This is a genomic window from Thermoanaerobacterium xylanolyticum LX-11, from assembly GCF_000189775.2.
Lineage (GTDB): Bacteria > Bacillota > Thermoanaerobacteria > Thermoanaerobacterales > Thermoanaerobacteraceae > Thermoanaerobacterium > Thermoanaerobacterium thermosulfurigenes.
Map to the genome: position 1 here is coordinate 2,516,149 of NC_015555.1, position 18,210 is coordinate 2,534,358.

Annotated in this window: 20 protein-coding genes; 1 reads left to right on the plus strand and 19 read right to left on the minus strand. The window is 35.9% G+C overall.

Going from position 1 to position 18,210, the window contains the following annotated elements; all coding sequences use genetic code 11:
* Positions 1-11 precede the first annotated feature (11 nt).
* On the minus strand, positions 12-545 hold the full coding sequence (locus tag THEXY_RS12065; RefSeq protein ID WP_013789111.1) for a CvpA family protein: 534 nt from the start codon (positions 543-545) through the stop codon (positions 12-14).
* A 137-nt stretch (positions 546-682) separates the two neighbouring features.
* On the opposite strand from THEXY_RS12065, the gene yyaC reads away from it, so the two are divergent.
* Positions 683-1,237: a spore protease YyaC gene (gene yyaC / locus THEXY_RS12070; protein WP_013789112.1), complete on the plus strand. Its 555-nt coding sequence runs from the start codon at positions 683-685 to the stop codon at positions 1,235-1,237.
* A gap of 1 nt (position 1,238) precedes the next feature.
* Here yyaC and cphA read toward each other — a convergent pair whose 3' ends face one another.
* The 18 genes from cphA to rpmH all read right to left on the minus strand — a co-directional run bounded on the left by cphA (position 1,239) and on the right by rpmH (position 17,892).
* Positions 1,239-3,866, minus strand: a complete 2,628-nt coding sequence (gene cphA, locus THEXY_RS12075; protein ID WP_013789113.1) for a cyanophycin synthetase — start codon at positions 3,864-3,866, stop codon at positions 1,239-1,241.
* Positions 3,866-4,687 (minus strand): cyanophycinase, encoded by an 822-nt coding sequence (locus THEXY_RS12080; protein ID WP_013789114.1) that lies wholly within the window; start codon positions 4,685-4,687, stop codon positions 3,866-3,868. The genes cphA and THEXY_RS12080 overlap by 1 nt, the downstream gene beginning before the upstream one ends.
* A gap of 85 nt (positions 4,688-4,772) precedes the next feature.
* Complete coding sequence (locus tag THEXY_RS12085) at positions 4,773-5,645, minus strand: diacylglycerol/lipid kinase family protein (protein ID WP_013789115.1); 873 nt, start codon at positions 5,643-5,645, stop codon at positions 4,773-4,775.
* A gap of 7 nt (positions 5,646-5,652) precedes the next feature.
* Positions 5,653-6,156, minus strand: coding sequence for a DUF4446 family protein (locus THEXY_RS12090; protein WP_013789116.1), 504 nt, complete (start codon positions 6,154-6,156; stop codon positions 5,653-5,655).
* A gap of 30 nt (positions 6,157-6,186) precedes the next feature.
* Positions 6,187-7,332: an aminotransferase class V-fold PLP-dependent enzyme gene (locus THEXY_RS12095; RefSeq protein ID WP_013789117.1), complete on the minus strand. Its 1,146-nt coding sequence runs from the start codon at positions 7,330-7,332 to the stop codon at positions 6,187-6,189.
* A 23-nt stretch (positions 7,333-7,355) separates the two neighbouring features.
* A complete protein-coding gene (gene hydE / locus THEXY_RS12100) occupies positions 7,356-8,654 on the minus strand; it encodes a [FeFe] hydrogenase H-cluster radical SAM maturase HydE (protein ID WP_013789118.1) in 1,299 nt (432 codons plus the stop codon).
* Positions 8,655-8,751: 97 nt separating this feature from the next.
* Complete coding sequence (locus THEXY_RS12105; RefSeq protein ID WP_013789119.1) at positions 8,752-9,591, minus strand: ParB/RepB/Spo0J family partition protein; 840 nt, start codon at positions 9,589-9,591, stop codon at positions 8,752-8,754.
* Complete coding sequence (locus tag THEXY_RS12110) at positions 9,584-10,363, minus strand: ParA family protein (RefSeq protein ID WP_041592152.1); 780 nt, start codon at positions 10,361-10,363, stop codon at positions 9,584-9,586. Before THEXY_RS12110 ends, THEXY_RS12105 begins: the two co-directional genes overlap by 8 nt.
* Before the next feature lie 88 nt (positions 10,364-10,451).
* On the minus strand, positions 10,452-11,255 hold the full coding sequence (noc, locus tag THEXY_RS12115) for a nucleoid occlusion protein (RefSeq protein ID WP_013789121.1): 804 nt from the start codon (positions 11,253-11,255) through the stop codon (positions 10,452-10,454).
* Between the two features lie 106 nt (positions 11,256-11,361).
* Positions 11,362-11,808 (minus strand): NUDIX domain-containing protein, encoded by a 447-nt coding sequence (locus THEXY_RS12120; RefSeq protein ID WP_013789122.1) that lies wholly within the window; start codon positions 11,806-11,808, stop codon positions 11,362-11,364.
* 17 nt (positions 11,809-11,825) lie between these two features.
* Entirely contained in the window at positions 11,826-12,548 is a 723-nt protein-coding gene (gene rsmG / locus THEXY_RS12125; protein WP_013789123.1) for a 16S rRNA (guanine(527)-N(7))-methyltransferase RsmG, read from the minus strand.
* Between the two features lie 4 nt (positions 12,549-12,552).
* Positions 12,553-14,424, minus strand: coding sequence for a tRNA uridine-5-carboxymethylaminomethyl(34) synthesis enzyme MnmG (gene mnmG, locus THEXY_RS12130; protein ID WP_013789124.1), 1,872 nt, complete (start codon positions 14,422-14,424; stop codon positions 12,553-12,555).
* Positions 14,425-14,432: 8 nt separating this feature from the next.
* Positions 14,433-15,809: a tRNA uridine-5-carboxymethylaminomethyl(34) synthesis GTPase MnmE gene (gene mnmE, locus THEXY_RS12135; protein ID WP_013789125.1), complete on the minus strand. Its 1,377-nt coding sequence runs from the start codon at positions 15,807-15,809 to the stop codon at positions 14,433-14,435.
* 96 nt (positions 15,810-15,905) lie between these two features.
* Positions 15,906-16,526, minus strand: coding sequence for an RNA-binding cell elongation regulator Jag/EloR (jag, locus tag THEXY_RS12140; protein WP_013789126.1), 621 nt, complete (start codon positions 16,524-16,526; stop codon positions 15,906-15,908).
* Positions 16,492-17,148, minus strand: a complete 657-nt coding sequence (locus THEXY_RS12145; RefSeq protein WP_013789127.1) for a YidC/Oxa1 family membrane protein insertase — start codon at positions 17,146-17,148, stop codon at positions 16,492-16,494. Before THEXY_RS12145 ends, jag begins: the two co-directional genes overlap by 35 nt.
* Positions 17,149-17,162: 14 nt before the next feature.
* Positions 17,163-17,372 (minus strand): membrane protein insertion efficiency factor YidD, encoded by a 210-nt coding sequence (gene yidD / locus THEXY_RS12150; RefSeq protein ID WP_013789128.1) that lies wholly within the window; start codon positions 17,370-17,372, stop codon positions 17,163-17,165.
* Entirely contained in the window at positions 17,369-17,707 is a 339-nt protein-coding gene (rnpA, locus tag THEXY_RS12155) for a ribonuclease P protein component (RefSeq protein ID WP_041592279.1), read from the minus strand. The genes yidD and rnpA overlap by 4 nt, the downstream gene beginning before the upstream one ends.
* A gap of 50 nt (positions 17,708-17,757) precedes the next feature.
* Positions 17,758-17,892 (minus strand): 50S ribosomal protein L34, encoded by a 135-nt coding sequence (gene rpmH, locus THEXY_RS12160; RefSeq protein ID WP_013789130.1) that lies wholly within the window; start codon positions 17,890-17,892, stop codon positions 17,758-17,760.
* Positions 17,893-18,210 lie beyond the last annotated feature (318 nt).

Below are 18,210 nucleotides of genomic sequence, written 5' to 3' on the forward strand. Positions count from 1 at the left end.
CATCCTTTCATTTAAAGCAAAAGCAGTTTAACAAAGTCCTTATCTGTCAAAAACAGCTTTGCAAATTGAGACTTTTCTATGTAAGTCCAATAACTTAATGGCAGCATGCTATTTACTACACTTAACAATCCAAACAGCAAAAATAGAAATGCAAATCCTTCTATAGCGCCTAAAATTCCGCCACCAACTCTGTTGAAAGTCCTTATGACAGGATAATCCATCAACTTATTGATAATTACTGCAACGGTTTTTAAAAACAGCAAAGACATCAAAAACGTAAATACAAAACTAATCAATATAACAATCATCTTCATCGATGCACCGCTTAAAACCGCATCACCGTATCCTGTAATCTTCACTATAAGACTTACCAATTTATTATTTCTCAATATCAATTGTTCTACAACTGGATAAAATCTTTTAGTCAAAATCCACGATAACACAATGCTGGCCATCCCATATAGAGTCATGATAAATCCCTTGATGAAGCCAGTATATATAAAATAAGCTATTATCAAAAGTATTGCCACATCAACAATATTCATATAAACCACCTTAAAATGCAACTACTATTATAATACACATATCTACATTTGTTTTCAACCTAAAATGTCATCAGTGTATTAACAAGGTAAAAATTGTGAAAAATAAATATGAGATTGCTTAAAGGAGATGGGCTACAATGAAACTGATAAACATAAATGACAAAACTTGTTACAGCGATTTTAGCCTTGAATTTTCAAGATATTTTAATAAATTGTTTAATTTTAAGGACGAATTTGTCATAGTATGTATCGGCACAGATAGATCCACAGGAGATAGCCTCGGACCTATCGTGGGATACAAATTAAAAAACTATTTCTCTGATAAAATAGGCATATACGGCACATTAAATGAACCTGTCCACGCTAAAAACTTAAATGAAACTTTAAATAAAATAAACAAAGTACATAAGAATCCTTTTATAGTCGCTGTAGATGCATGTCTTGGCTCTTTAAACCATGTAGGGTGCATATCAATAGGTGAAGGATCGATAAAACCTGGCGCCGGTGTTTCTAAGGATTTGCCTCCTATCGGAAACATGTACGTGACCGGAATAGTAAATATATCAGGTTTTATGGAATTTATGGTTCTGCAGAATACGCGGCTTAATATCGTTATGAAAATGGCAGATATAATAACGTACGGCATAACACAATCTATAATGAACATCATAGACCTCAAAGAAAGGGCGTAAATCACGCCCTTTCTTTGCTTTCATTGATATTAAATTGGCTTAATCTTATAAAATTGTTTATCGCATCGATTATCGGTGTGTACTTTTCATAGAATATGACTATCAGATCGCCTGGCATTGCTTCATACATGGCTGCTTTTAGTGCATCCACTTCTTTCAAGATCACCTTTACATCTTCTTTAGAAAGCCCACCTTTTAAGACGCCTATCTCAAGAAGTTTTGCCACTTCACCTGGTTTTCTCCCTCTTAAATCCAAGTCTTCTTTTATGTAGACTTTGTCAAATCCTTCCCCACATATCTCTCCCACCTTCAGTGTGCTTGAATCGCTTCTGTCACCAGGCACACCTATGACGCCGATTAAACGATTTGGATTTAATTTGCGAGCGGATTCTATAACTTTCTTTATTCCATCGATGTTATGGCCATAATCTACCAATACTCTAAAACTTCCTATGTTGAATATGTTAAATCTGCCTGGATTGTGGTTTTCATCGCAGTAAAAAGACCTAATTCCTCTCGATATTACATTGACTGGAATCTTTATTCCATAGCATGCAGAAATTGATGCCATGGCATTTTCCACATTGTACAAGACTTTGCCGTTTAGCGTAGCTGGAATCTCATCGACCTTCACAATAGGTATGATTTCGCCATTTGCTATGACTATAGTATCGTCCTTTAAATATACAGATATTCCACCATTCTCAAGATGCCTTTTTATCGTCAGGTTGTTTTCGTGCATCGAAAAATATATGATCTTTCCCTTTGCTCTTTTCGCTATGTATGGTGTCATAGGATCATCTGCATTTAGTACAGAATAGCCATCCTTTTTTACTGCCTCAACAACCAGTGATTTTACAAAAGCCAGATCTTCTAATGTTTCAATGCCATCTATCCCAAGGTGATCTTCTGATATATTAGTGATTATGCCAATATCAGCTAAATCATATCCTAAGCCTTCTCTCACTATGCCACCTCTGGCAGTTTCCAAAACTGCTGCATCGATATTTTTGTCTGCAAGGCATGTTCTAGCGCTTTTCGGCCCTGAATTGTCGCCTTTGTATATGCACACATCATCTACGTAGATACCGTCAGTTGAAGTCATGCCTACCGTATAACCGTATATCTTAAGTATATGTGATATCATCCTCACAGTGGTAGTCTTTCCATTTGTCCCCGTCACTGATATGATTGGTATTGTAGCTTTGCTTCCCTTAGGATAAAGCATATCTATTATTGCCTTAGCTACATCTCTTGGTTTCCCTTGTGACGGATAGTGGTGCATCCTTATTCCAGGCGCTGCATTGACTTCAATTATTGCACCATTCTCCCTATTTAAAGGCAGCGATATATTTTCCATAGTGATATCAATTCCTGCAATATCGAGTCCTATGGCTTTAGCTGCTCTTACAGCTATTTCAATATTATCTGGATGTATTTCTTTTGTCCTGTCTACTGCCGTTCCACCGGTGCTTAAATTAGCACTTTCTCTAAAATAAACGTACACGCCTTTTTGGGGAATATCATCTATGTTGTAACCCTGCTTTTTTAAGACGAATTGAGAAATGTTGTCTATATTTATCTTCGTAAGAGGTTTTTCGTGTCCAATACCTCTTAAAGGATTTTCATTTTCTATCTCCACCAGCTCTCTTATCGTATGTACGCCATCCCCTAATACTCTTGCAGGTATTCTCTCAGCCACTGCCACCACTCTGTCGCCTACGACTAAAACTCTATAATTTTTACCTTTGATGTGCTTTTCCACTATGACAATATCGCTTATATTTTTAGCATTTCTGTAAGCAACAATAAGTTCCTCCTTGTTAGAAAGGTTTAAAAAGACGCCTTTTCCTTGATTGCCGTTGTAAGGCTTAACTACAACTGGATATCCAATTTCCTCAGCTATGGCAATAGCATCATTTTCATTGTACGCCACATCTCCTTCAGGAACTGGCAATCCATATTCTTTGATTATTTTTTTCGTAAGAATTTTATCGCATGCTATGTCTACGGCAATGCAACTGGTATTTTGCGTTATGGTACCTTCTATCATCTTTTGATAGCGGCCATACCCAAGCCTCAATATGCTGCCATTTCCTACTCGCGTCACAGGTATTGATGCTTCTTCAGCAGCTTTTTTTATAGCCATCGTGCTGGGCCCTAATTCCACTTCTACGACGACTTTTCTAATCTGCTCCAACTCCTGCTGAAAATCAAAATCCTCACTGTTTATAAATTTATTTACCATTTTTACTGCTAACTTTGCAGATCTTAATGCACACTCTTCCAGTTCGTACTCGAAAATGACATTGTACATGTGCCCATCAATAAGTCGCGCTTTCCCAAATTTCACATCATAGCCCAACATATTTTGTATCTCCAGTATTATGTGCTCGGTCACATGGGGAAGATATGTTCCTTCCTCAAGCCTTTTTATAAATCCGCCTTCATAGCCGTATGAGCAGCAGTGTTTACTTAAACCTGGAATTGTCTTTAAAAGCCTCTCATTAAATCCAGGTATGTCTTTCGTAGGTATATCATGATCACCTGTATCTACAACCATCTTTACAACAGGTCTATGACAGTATATGTTTCTGCCTCGATACACCTTTATGTCCTTTATATTCATTATTTATCCTCCTCATTATATTTAAAAGGCTCCCTCAACATGATATCAAAACCATATCCAGACGGGAGTATATGCAGTGTAACATGTGTTAATGATAATATTTCATCAGGGCTTGACTCTGATACATTTGTGTTTTTTAGAGTCCTTCCATCTACAACAGTTACTGCATTTGAGCCGATGACTTTAAACTTGTCACCATCGACTACAATGGCAGTATCCTCATCTATTCCTACTCCAAGATTGTTGGGATTTTCAGCTATGGCCGTAAGCAATCTTCCAATCCTGCCTCTTTGAGCAAAATGTTGATCTATTATGACATTATTCAAAAGTCCCAACCCAGAAGCCATGTTTATGGTACATTTTCTCGGAGCTTCTTCGTCATCTCCACCTATTATCATTGTCCCTGACATAGCAGAAGCACCAGCACTTGTGCCAACTATAACCGTCCCTTTTCGCTTATTAAGTTCATTCAATAGTTTATCTACACCGCTTCCGCCAAGTATACTTGTAATCCTTAATTGATCTCCACCTGTAAAGAAAATGCATGTGCTTTTTTTAAGCTTTTCTAAAGCAATCTCATCTTTTGCATCATCTCTTGAATCTATATTTACAGTTTCTACAATCCCAGCTCCTAACCTTTTAAAAATTTCTACATAATTTTTACCTACATCTTGCGGCTTTTCTGTTGCCGTAGTCATCACCACAATCCTGCCATTTTCACCACCTGATAACTTTATGACTTCTCTTAAGATTACACATTTATCTTTTTTGTCCTCCGCGCCACCAATTATGATTAGTTTTCCTGTTTTTATTTCATCCATCTATACGCCTCCACAGAAGTAAAAAAATAAAAAACTTCAACCATATATAGTATGGCTGAAGTTTTTTGACAATATACTTTTTTATTTAATTCGTACAAATTTTTACAGAATTCCTTTTCACGTTAAGGACTATAGTATTTGATAAAATGACTTCCCCGTCAACGCAAAGCGCCAACTCTTTTTCAGCGTCTATATGTATTTTCTCTGCTTTATAAGTCTCAACGCATTTCAATGATGTGTGCTTTCCAAAGATAGCCATAGGAAGCAAGAAAAGCAGCTTAAACTTGCTAATCTCATTTACAATTATCACGTCTAAATATCCATCATCCGGATTAGCATCAGGCAAAATTTTAAATCCACCGCCGTAAAAGCTGCAATTGCCAAATGCAGCCAACATTATCTTTCTCTTTATCATCTTTCCGTCTATATCTATCTTTACGTTGTATGGCTTGTATTTAAAAAGCACATTTATAAGGCTTAATGTATAAGCTAAAATTCCACTGAAAAATCTTTTAAACCTGGTTACTTGCACCGCAACATCTGCATCGATACCTATATTTGCCACATTATTGCATGTAATATACTTGTTTATGACAGCGCTATCAATAAACTTTGTGTTTTTCATTAGTAGAATTTCTAATGCCTTATATACATCCTTTGGAATGCGGAAATACCTTGCAAAATCATTGCCAGTACCTAAAGGTATTATGCCAAGTGCTACGTTTGAATCTCTTATGCCATTGATAACCTCATGAACTGTCCCGTCGCCACCTACCGCTACCACAATTTCAAAATCATCTTTTATAGCTTCTCTCGCCAGTACAGTCCCATGTCCGGGATATTTTGTTATAAAAAACTTGTACTTTATGTTTTTCTCATTCATATACTTCTCTATCTTAGGAATCATTTTGTATGCCTTACCATTGCCAGCAGCGGGATTTACAATAAAGGCAATCAAATTATCCTCACCTCTGACCTTTTCTTGCCTTGTCTATAGCCTGTATTTCCTCAGCAGACAAAGGATAATTTGATTGTGCTTTAATTATAGGTTTTGCAAATGTGGCTGTTTCATTTCTTCCATAGATACCCGATATTACTATTCCATTGTCATCGCTATCTAAAAGAGCTATCGAAAAACTTAAATCAGAACCAACATCATTAAAAGCATTATACCTTACAATTCCAACCTTTTTTATTGAAGCTTTCATTTCATTGTCTATCATGCTTAGCTCTTTTCTGAATTTCTCCAACTTTTCGTTAAACTCGTCATTTTTGCTTATATTTTTAGCCAAAAGGTCAACTACATCCCCCATCTCTAGTTCTTTAATAAGCTTTTTATATTTATTTTTCAATTTTGTGTATTTTGAATTAATCACAATGACCACTATGAAATCTATTAATCCAAGGACAATTGCAAATAATACAAGAAGATTCACATTTTTATTAAGCATCATCATAAGTTCCTGCATAGTTTTTCTTCCTCCGCATATTAAGATTATTTAAACAGCTTGCTTTGCTATGATATACAGTGCTTCAATAGCTTTATCAACTTCATCTTCTGTGTTAAAATATCCTATTCCAAATCTGACGGTTCCTGTTTTTATAGTGCCTATTGTCTGATGTGCCAATGATGAACAATGGAGTCCAGACCTCGTTGCTATATCAAATGCCTTATCCAATATATAGCTGACTTCGCCAGAATCAATATCGTTAATATTCACCGAAACGACGCCGACTCGTTTTTTTAAATCTTCGTTTCCATATAAGATAAGGTTAGGAATTTCTTTTACACCATCTATAAATCTCCTAACAAGCATACTTTCGTGATTCAAAATATTTTCTACCCCTACATTTCTCACAAATCTTACGCCTTCTTTTAAACCTGCAATCCCAGGCGTATTTGGCGTACCACTTTCCAACATATCAGGCATCATATCAGGCTGATGTATGTTTTCCGAATTGCTACCTGTTCCCCCTTCTTTTATCGTCTTAAGTTTTATCGTATCTCCCACATAAAGCCCACCAGTACCTTGAGGACCTAACAAAGATTTATGACCTGGAAATGCCAATAAATCAATATTGTCTTTTTCCACATCAATAGGATAACTTCCTGCAGTCTGGGCAGCATCTACAAGGAAATATATACCCATTTCCCGGGCAATACTACCTATTTCCCTTATTGGCATCAACGTTCCAGTCACGTTTGATGCATGGATCATGGCAATCAGTTTTGTATTTTTCTTTATGGATTTCCTTACATCCTCCACATCGATATTTCCCTTTTCATCGCATTTGACTACAGTTAGTTCAATGTAATTTCTATCCCTCAGCGCAATAAGCGGTCTTATCATTGAATTGTGTTCCATGCTGGACGTTATAACGTGATCGCCTTCGTTTAAAATTCCCTTTATGGCAATATTTAATGAATCCGTCGTGTTAAGCGTAAAGACTATCCTCATAGGATCACTTATATTAAATAGATTGCAAAGTTCCTGTCTGGCTTCCAATATGTGCTTTCCAGATTCTATTGCCAACCTGTGACTTCCTCTGCCTGGATTGCCACAGTATCTCATCACTCTATCAATCTCATCATAGACTGATTCAGGCTTAGGATACGATGTAGCTGCATTGTCAAAATAAATCAATGATAACCCTCCTATCGACTTTTCTATACTATCTCTTTTATATACTCTTTATTTATATAAGGAGGCAATTTTCTGCCGGCTTTTACAATAGCCATGTATGCCGTCTTAAGATCCACCATGTTTTTATTGCTGTAAATCCTGTACCTGTTCCTGTACTTTGAAGGGGTAGATATAAGCATGATAGTATTTGCGCCAGCCATCAAAGCCTTTACTTGGGCTTCTTTGTCAACAGTGGCCAATGCAGTCGTTGCTGGAATAAAGACATTTTTTAGTACAAGTCTTGTAACAGCAACAGTTTTAAGGGTCATATCGACGCTTCCATGCGGATACGTTTCTAAAGGCGTACCTGCAGCAGGCACGAAAGGACCAATGCCCACCATGTGAATGCCCATCTCTTTAAAGAAAAGTATATCTCTTGCAATGTCTCTCGCTGTCTGACCAGGCAGACCTATTATGTTTCCATTGCCATTTATATATCCGTTTCCCCTAAGCCATTGGCTGCATTTTACGCGGTAATCAAAGTCATCATCAGGATGTATGTTTTTAAATATCTCCCTGTTTGTAGTCTCTATTTTAAGCAAGAAGTTGTTTGCACCAGCTTCCCTAAAATGCTGGTACTCTTCTTCAGTCCTTTCACCTATGCTTAATGTTATCCGCATGTTAGTCTCTTTCTTGATTTTTCTTATTATCTCTATTATTTTATCTTCTGTATACCATGGATCTTCTCCCGATTGAAGAATAACCGTCTTTATCCCCATCTGCTTTAGTTCTTTTGCAGTTTCAACTATCTCATTTACATCCATCCTATACCTGTCAACAGTTAAATTGTCTCTCCTTAAGCCGCAGTATAGACAATTTTTTCTGCAGATATTAGAAAATTCTATTGCAGCCCTTATGTCGACTACATCACCTACAACCGCCTTCCTCATCTCATCGGCAGCTTTGTATATAGAACTTAAGTTCTCATCACCATCGGCACTAAGCAGCAAAACTATATCATCTTCTGTAAGCTCTATGCCTTTTTCCACTTTTTCTAAAACAGCTTTTATATCCCTATTTAATCCTTTATTTATTATTTCTAACAAGCCATCTAATTTCCTAATTTTATATGGATATATACCTTTTACTGATACGGAATTTATTTTTAGGAGCTTTTCTGCTACATCTACATTATATGCATCAATTTTAATTGCGGTACTGCATACAGAACCGTACTCCGCCGGAGCTGGTATTAATTCTGTCTTGATGCTATTTTCCTTTAATATCTTATCTGCATTAAGCATGTGCTGCGTTGAATTGCAGATTATTATACAATATTCCATCTACATCACCTTAAATTTATTCATATACCTATATTTTATATTTATTTAGCCTTTGTTACAATAGAAAAATGCATTTGTTTTTACAAATGCATTAAGATTACCTATCTATTATAAGTTCAGTAAGTCTCGACAGATCTTCTTCACTGTAGTATTCTATTAGTATTTTTCCCTTGTTTTTACCATGGATAATTTTAACCTTTGTACCAAAAAATCTACAAAAATTATCCTCTATCTCTTTTATATACGCATCGCTTTCTTTTCGTTTTTTCTTCTTGGACGATGTGACTTCTTTTATGAGGTTTTCAGTATCTCTCACATTTAGGTTCTTGTCCACTATTTTCTTAGCTATCATGTTTTGCTTTTCAGCGTCCTGCAAGGCTAATATGACTTTTGCATGTCCCGTCGTTATTTTGCCTTCCATCAACATATTTTGAACTTCTTCATCCAAGTTTAGGAGCCTTATGCTATTGGCAATTGACGACCTGCTTTTCCCCACCCTCTTTGATATTTCTTCCTGTGTCAGGTTGAATTGCTCCATCAGAGATTTATAAGCCTTTGCTTCATCAATTGGATTTAAGTCTTCCCTCTGAAGGTTTTCTATAAGGGCTATTTCCATCACTTTTTGATCATCAAAATCTTTCACTATAGCAGGTACTTCTTTGAGCCCAGCTAACTTTGCCGCCCTCCACCTTCTCTCACCAGCCACAATCTGATACCCAAAATCGTTCCTCCTGACTATTATAGGCTGTATAATTCCGTGTTCTTTTATGGAATCGGATAACTCTTTTAACGATTCATCATCAAAATGTTTCCTCGGCTGAAATTGATTTGGCTCAATATCTGAGATTTTGATGTTTTCGACGCCTTTTGCGCTTTCTTCATCTATCTCCGGTATAAGAGCTTGTAAACCTCTACCAAGCCCTCTTTTGTTATTCACCTGCCTCACCGTTCCTTTCAATTAATTCCTTCGCCAATTCCTCATATGCTTCAGCACCTTTTGAATGTGGATCATAAAGAGAAATAGGCTTTCCAAAGCTTGGCGCTTCACCTAACCTTATGTTCCTTGGTATTATGGTGCCGTACACTTTTCCCTTAAAATACTTTTTAACCTCGTCAACAACCTGTATCGATAGGTTTGTCCTGGCGTTAAACATAGTCAAAACCACACCTTCAATTTCTAAATCGTGGTTTATGTTTTTCTTTATCAAATTTATAGTGTTCATTAATTGTGTTAATCCTTCCAACGCGTAGTATTCACATTGTATCGGAACCAAAACAGAATCCGATGCCGTCAATGCATTTATTGTCAAGAGTCCCAAAGATGGAGGACAATCGATTATAATGTAGTCAAATTCTTTTTTTATTTCATTTATGGAATTTTTAAGCCTAAATTCCCTCGACAGCATCGGCACCAGCTCTATCTCTGCACCTGCTAACTGTATGCTGGAAGGCACAATGGTAATTCCACTCATATCTTCTAACTCTATGTATGCTTCTCTTATGTCTTTTCCTTCAATTAAAATATTATACGTAGTGCATTTAATAGATGAACTATCTATTCCAAATCCGCTGGTCATATTGCTTTGTGGATCCATATCAACGCACAGCACCTTCTTGCCAGTAGCAGATAAAGAATAGCCAAGATTTATAGTTGTCGTAGTCTTGCCAACGCCACCTTTTTGATTTGCCACAGCTATTACTTTGCCCAATTTATCACCCCGCAATTTTATCATATTTTTATTATAGCATTGTTCCATGTGGAACAAAAGTTAAATAATTGTACGGGGTGATTAAAAATTACTTCTTAGGAATTCTTATCTTAAATTCAATGTAGTCATCTTCGTTAAGTTCGGTGTATTCAGCATCGACACCTGAATTTTTCATTATTGTAATGGCTTGCTTTATTGTATTTACAAAAATTCTTATGTCTTTGTAAAACCTCATCATCTTCTTTTTTTCTTGCTTTTTATCTTCTTCCATCGTTATTTTGTTTATCATGTCTTGTACAATTTTCTCTGTTTCTTTAACATTGCACTTTTTCTTTATGATTATGTCGATGACTTTATTTTGCATTTCCTCATCTGGAAGCCTTAAAAGAGCCCTTGCATGCCGTTCAGTCAAATTGTGCTCTATCAATTTAGCCTTTATATTATCGCTAAGCTTTAAAAGCCTTAACTTATTGGCAATGGTAGACTGGCTTTTCCCCAGCATAATGGCCAGTTTTTCCTGTGTAAGATTGTGGTCATTTATCAAATTGTAGTACCCTTCAGCTTCTTCTAAAAAATTCAAGTCTTTTCTTTGCAAATTTTCTATTAAAGCGATTACTGCAGAATCTTCATCGTACGCCTCAAAAACTATAGCAGGAATCGTCGTAAGACCTGCTAGCTTTGATGCTCTTAGCCGTCTTTCTCCAGATATAAGCTCATACGAATTGCCATTTACGACTCTCACACTTATTGGCTGTATCACTCCATAAGCTTTTATAGAATCGCAAAGCTCTTGCAGATTAGCAGTGTCAAAGATTTTGCGAGGCTGATATGGATTTGGTCTAATAAGGTCTATCGGCAAGTATTTTATTTCCTGCTGTTTTATCGACACCATAAAAAACACCTCTTCGTAGAACAATAGATTATATTATATATATTCTACAATAATATCAAAATTCCTCCTATAATTCCATTATTATCCTTAATATTTTTATTAATTTTTATCTGTATATTTCTGGCAGTCTTATGTTTTGATCCTTAATACTTCCATCTACGATCATCTTTTTAAGCCCTTCTGGATATATGTCTAAACTATCAAATTGTGATACGTCAATCCATTTTACATCTTTGATCACCTGGTGCTCTTTAGGTATATCAGGATCAGAGCCTAACTTCAAATCACCACCTACAATTCTGCACTTAAAGTATGTAGCGTAGTAAATAAGGTATTCTTCAAGATAACACACACTATCAGCTACAACATCGTACCCTGTTTCTTCTTTGCATTCTCTCACCAATGCATCTACAAGGGACTCATTTTCCTCTACACGGCCTCCTGGAAAAACCCAGCCTACCTCATCTTCCGTCTGGTGTTTCACAAGAAGAACTTTGTCGTCTTTAATGATAACACCTCTTGAAACTAACAGACAAGCCCTAAAATCACTCATAAATCATTACCCTTTCTTTAAAGTGGTGACTTTTCAATCAATTTTGGCTTTCTCGGGTATTTACTGTCAGTAGCATCCAGCTTTTTTATTAAAACAAGTTTATGGTGAATGTCAGTGTAAGGCAATGTAACATCAAGGACATTTTCTACCTGACACCTTAAAACATTTAAGGCATTTTGCGATGCAGCTATTTCCTCATCTGTATTAGACCCTTTATACGCTATCAAATATCCATCAACTTTTGTAAAAGGTATGCAATACTCTACTAGCACATTTAGCTGTGCAACAGCTCTTGATAGTGAAATGTCGTATTTCTCCCGCAAACCGCTATCTTTGCCTAAGTCTTCTGCTCTTCCGTGTATAATTTCTACATCTTTTAAATTAAGATAGCTCACCAATTCATCTAAAAATACTGTTCTCTTCTTTAGCGAATCAACTATAGTAAGCTTCAAAGATGGATAAAGAATTTTAAGAGGCACTGATGGAAAACCAGCACCTGCACCTACGTCAATTATCCTTTCGCTGCCTTTTATTACCTTGCATTTTAAAGCCGTTAAGCTGTCTAAAAAGTGCTTAATGATGATTTCCCTTTCTTCTGTAATGGCCGTTAAATTCATTTTCTCATTCCACTCTAAAAGAAGATCACTGTATTTTAAGAATTGTTCCACATGGAACATATTGAGTTCTATCCCTAAATCATTAGCACCATTTACAAGTATATCAATATATTCTCTATTCATATACCTATCTCCTTGACTGCAAATAAATTAAGATGACAGATATATCTGCTGGCGAAACACCAGAAATCCTCGATGCTTGACCAACAGATGTAGGCATGATGCTTTTTAATTTCTGCCTTGCCTCAATGCTTATACCTTTTATGTCATCATAATTTATCCATGATGGAATCTTTTTATTTTCCAAAGCTTTAAACTTCTCTACTTGCTCCATTTGTTTTCTTATATATCCTTCATACTTTATGTTTATATCAATCTGAAAAGCTACATCATCTCTAATGTCATCAGGTCTATCCGAATCAATCACTTTCGACGAAACATAATCTATCTCAGGCCTTTTTAGCAAATCGTACATAGTCATCCCTGTGACGATAGGTGAACTTCCTTTTGACTTTAAATACTCATTTACATCATGACTAGGGACTATCATGGTGTTTTTCAATCTTTCCATCTCTTTCTCATACTGATCTTTCTTCATTAAAAATCTATTATATCTCTCATCATCGACTAATCCTATCTGCCTTCCTTTCTCTGTTAAGCGGAAATCGGCATTGTCCTGCCGCAAAATAAGCCTGTACTCCGCCCTTGATGTCAACATCCTGTATGGCTCATTTGTTCCTTTAGTTACAAGATCATCGATCAGTACGCCTATATATGCTTCAGATCTATCCAAAATAAATGGCTCTCTGCCGTAATGCTTCATAGCAGCATTTATACCAGCCATAAGTCCTTGTGCAGCAGCTTCCTCATATCCTGACGTGCCGTTTACTTGACCTGCAAAAAATAGTCCTGAAATAGTCTTTAATTCTAAAGACTGTTTCAACTGAGTAGGATCTATACAGTCGTACTCAATGGCATATCCCGGCCTCATTACCTTGACATTTTCCAATCCTTTAATCGTCCTTAAAAATTCTATCTGGACATCTTCAGGCATACTTGATGACATGCCTTGAACATACATCTCATTTGTATCTCTTCCTTCTGGCTCTATAAAAAGCTGATGCCTCAACTTGTCAGGAAACTTGACCACCTTGTCCTCAATAGATGGACAATACCTCGGTCCAACTCCTTTTATTTCTCCACTGTAAAGAGGAGATCTGTCTATGTTTTTCATTATAACTTCATGCGTCTTCGTGTTTGTATATGTAAGCCAGCATGGGATTTGCTCAACATTTATCTCATCGTGCATGTATGAAAAAGGCGTTACCTTATCATCACCAGGTTGTATCTCCATGGCATCAAAATTTATAGATTTTTTGTCGACTCTCGCTGGCGTACCTGTCTTAAACCTCATCAATCTAATGTTAAGCCTTTCAAAGGATTTAGAAAGCTCATTAGCTGGAAACAATCCATTTGGTCCACCGCTGTAACTTACATCGCCGATGATTATCCTACCTCTTAAGTATGTGCCAGTCGTAACAATACAAGATCTGCAAAGATACCTTGCACCTGTCTTTGTAATAACACTTTTAACTTGTCCATCTTCCACTTCTATATCTACAACTTCTGCCTGTTTTATGTCTAAATTCTCCTGTTTCTCCAGCGTGTACTTCATATTAAATTGATACCTTTTTTTATCCGACTGTGCCCTTAAAGCCCTTACAGCAGGGCCTTTGCTAGTATTCAAAGTCCTCTGTTGTATCAATGTTAAATCGGTATTTATGGCCATCTGGCCACCGAGTGCATCAATCTCCCTCACAAGATTAGTCTTAGCCGGACCTCCTATCGAAGGATTACACGGCATCAAAGCAATAGAATCTAAATTTATAGCAAAAGCGACTGTCTTTAAGCCAAGTCTTGCAGTGGCTAAAGCTGCCTCACATCCAGCATGGCCTAAACCTATTACAGCTACGTCATATACACCTGCATCGTATACCATCCTTACACCTACTTTCCAACACAAAATCTCTCAAATATTTCATTAATTAAATCCTCATTTGCAGTTTCACCAGTTATCAAACCCAAATGATCTATTGCAGCATTTAAGTCAATCGATACAAAATCCTCCGTAAGACCACTTTCTATCGTTCTAAGGCACGACAGCAAATTTTCTTTCGCTTTAATTAAAGCATCCTTGTGTCTCATGTTTGTCAGCAAAAACTCATCGTGCGATAAACCATCAACCATAACTATGTTGTATACAGTATTTTCTAATATATCTAATCCTTCCTTTGTGAAAGATGACAGTTTCACATATTTTCCACCTGATAATTTATCGACTTCATCAATGTCAATTGCAGAAGGCAAATCGATCTTATTTAAAATGTACAAGACTTTCTTATTCTCTATTAGTTTAAGTATATCATAGTCATCTTTCTCCAAAGGGCGTGAACTATCAAAGATAAACATTATCAAATCAGCCTTATCTATAGCTTCCCTGCTTCTTTCAACGCCGATTCTCTCCACGATCTCATCAGTCTGCCTTATGCCTGCTGTATCTATAAGATTTATAGGTATGCCTTTTATGCTTAAATGTTCTTCGATGATGTCTCGTGTTGTACCTGGTATATCTGTCACAATTGCTCTGTTTTCATTTAACAATGCGTTTAAAAGCGACGATTTACCCACATTAGGCTTCCCAATTATTGCTGTGTTAAGCCCTTCCCTTATGATTCTACCTTTTTCAGATGTTTTAAGTATCTCATCAATATCGCTGATTGATTTATTAATACCATCTATAAGTTCATCATCATTAAATAGCTCCACATCTTCTTCAGGAAAATCCATAAGTGCAAATATATGTGCAATAAGCGCCACAAGATCATTTTTTATCTTTGTGATTTTGTCCTTGACACTGCCTTTTAGCTGCATCAAAGCGTATTTATTAGAAAGGTCTGTCTTAGATCTAATTATGTCTATGACAGCTTCCGCCTGTGATATATCCAATCTTCCGTTTAAAAAAGCCCTTTTTGTAAATTCACCAGGTTCGGCAAGCCTTGCGCCATTTCTGAGTACAAGTTCCAAAATTCTTTTAGCAGGAATATAACCACCATGGCAGTTTATCTCTACCACATCTTCTTTAGTGTAAGTATGTGGACTCTTCATGACATTTACCAAAACTTCATCGTATATCTCGTCATTTTTCCTATCGTATATAAACCCGTAATGAACCGTATGGCTCTTTACACTGTTTAAATCTATATTTCTTTTTGCTTTAAAAATTGAAGAAGCTATCTTTACAGCATCGTTGCCGCTTATCCTTATGATGGAAATACCACCTTCACCTATTGGAGTTGAAATTGCAGCAATTGTATCATCTATCATATTAACCACCAAACTTTCAAATCTTTAGTATGATAATATAACACCAATTGTTATTTTACAATAAGGTAAAAGAAAAAATACCCTTTTGGGTATCCATTACTTCAAAGATATTGTCACTCTCCTATTTGGTTCATCGCCTTCGCTGAATGTCTCTATATCAGGATCATCTTGCAAAGCCAGATGAATTATTCTCCTTTCATTGGCATTCATAGGCTCTAATGTAATGCTTCTGTTTTCCTGCTTTACCTTCCTGGCAATCTTGTTTGCCAAATTTATAAGTATCTTCTCTCTTTTTTCACGATAATTTTCCGCATCCAATAAAACCTTTTTGTGTATACCTTCTACATTGTTTTTATTTGCCACCAAAGATACAAGGTACTGCAGTGAATCTAACGTCTCCCCTCTGTACCCTATCAGCAGTCCAACACCTTTTCCCTTTAAATTCACCAATATTGTATTATCCTTTTCGCTAATATCGTATGCAACATCTATGCCCATAAAATTTATCAAGCCATCTAAAAACCTTTTGATATTTTCCTTGAAGACATCTTTGACTATTATCTTCACTATTGCCTGTTTACCTAATAAGCCCAGAAATCCTTTACTGCCTTCGTCTATTACTTCTACATCTACCAAATCCCTCGTTATACCTAACTCTGAAAGTCCAGCATTTAAAGCCTCATCAACTGTCTTTCCTGTTTTTATTATTTCCCTCATTTGAAGACTCTCCCTTCATTGGTTCGGTAGGTCTTAAAAAGATGTACTGCTGCACTATCTGAAAGATATTGCTGGTAACCCAGTATATTCCTACACCAGCAGGTAGAGAAACAGTTATCCAAATCATAAAAGCAGACATAATTAGATTCATTGACTTCTGATTATTGTCTGTCTGAATCATCGCAGAGGAAATATACGTAGTAACACCCGACAATATCGGCAATATAAAATAAGGATCTTTTTCAGCTAAACTCTTAAGCCATAAAAATGAAGCCGTGCTAAACGCAGGATAACTTCTAAGCATGGCAAAAAGCGGCCAAAGTATTATAAGAGGAAGCAACATCGGCAAACAACCACTCATAGGATTTACGTTCTTTTCTTTATATAGTTTCATCATCTCTTCATTCATCTTTTGGGGATCTTTTGCGTACTTTTTCTTGATCTCTTCAACTAAAGGGCTAATTTCTTTCATCTTTCTCATTGTTCCCATCTGTTGGACATAAAAAGGTAAAAGAATAACCCTTATGAGAATCGTAAATATGATTATAGCAACACCATAATTTCCAACAAAATCGTATATAAATTTCAATAATTGGCCAAGGTACATACCAATTGATGCCATTTTAAACCTCCTAGCTATTTTACAGGATCGTATCCACCCGGATTAAACGGATTACACCTCAATATCCTCCACAGAGCCATCATTCCACCCTTCAAAATGCCATACTTCATAATAGCGTCAATAGCGTATTGAGAACACGTAGGGTAAAACCTACAGGATTTTGGCTTCATGGGAGATATGAATTTTTGGTAAAACTTTATTAAATATATAAAAATGTATTTCATTTATCATTCACCATATAAAGAGAAGATTTTTTAAGAAGCCTTCTCATAGCATTTCCTAACGTATAAAAATCTGACTCTACAATTTTATTTCTGGCAATAAAAATAATGTCGTATCCTTTTTTTAAATCTCCATCTAACAACCTGAAATTTTCATACAACAACCTCTTGTAGCGATTTCTAACTACACTCTTACCTATTTTTTTACTGATAGAAAAACCGACTCTATTGACATCCAAACCATTTTCTAAAAAATACATGACGATGTATTGATTAGAAATAGATTTCCCATGCCTATAAACATTCTTAAAATCTCTACTGCGTTTTATCTTTATCATATCATATATTATAAACCTCCGATTGCAAAAAAGGCCCATTAAGGCCTTCCTTATGCTGTCAACCTATGTCTACCTTTTCTCCTTCTTCTTCTTAAAACATCACGACCATCTTTCGTAGACATCCTTTTTCTAAATCCATGTTCCTTTTTTCTATGCCTTACTTTTGGCTGATGTGTACGTAACACTACTACACCTCCTAAAACCATAAAAATGCTAATAAGATTATATCGTTTATTTATGTGCATGTCAATAAATTAATCCACTAATGTTATTAACATATTAAAAAGTTTTATTCAATAGCTGTTAATAATTTTTATTTTTTTATTGATAATGTGTTAATATTTTGGTATCATATAATCGAAGTTGTTAATAAGTTTTAAAATTTATCAGTATGTATATTTAGTTATTCACAGGTTGTGTATAAATCTGTGAATAACTTGTTATTATTTTGATTTATTTTTTATTCATTAATTTTATAATTAGGTTTTTTAAGCCTTTTTTAA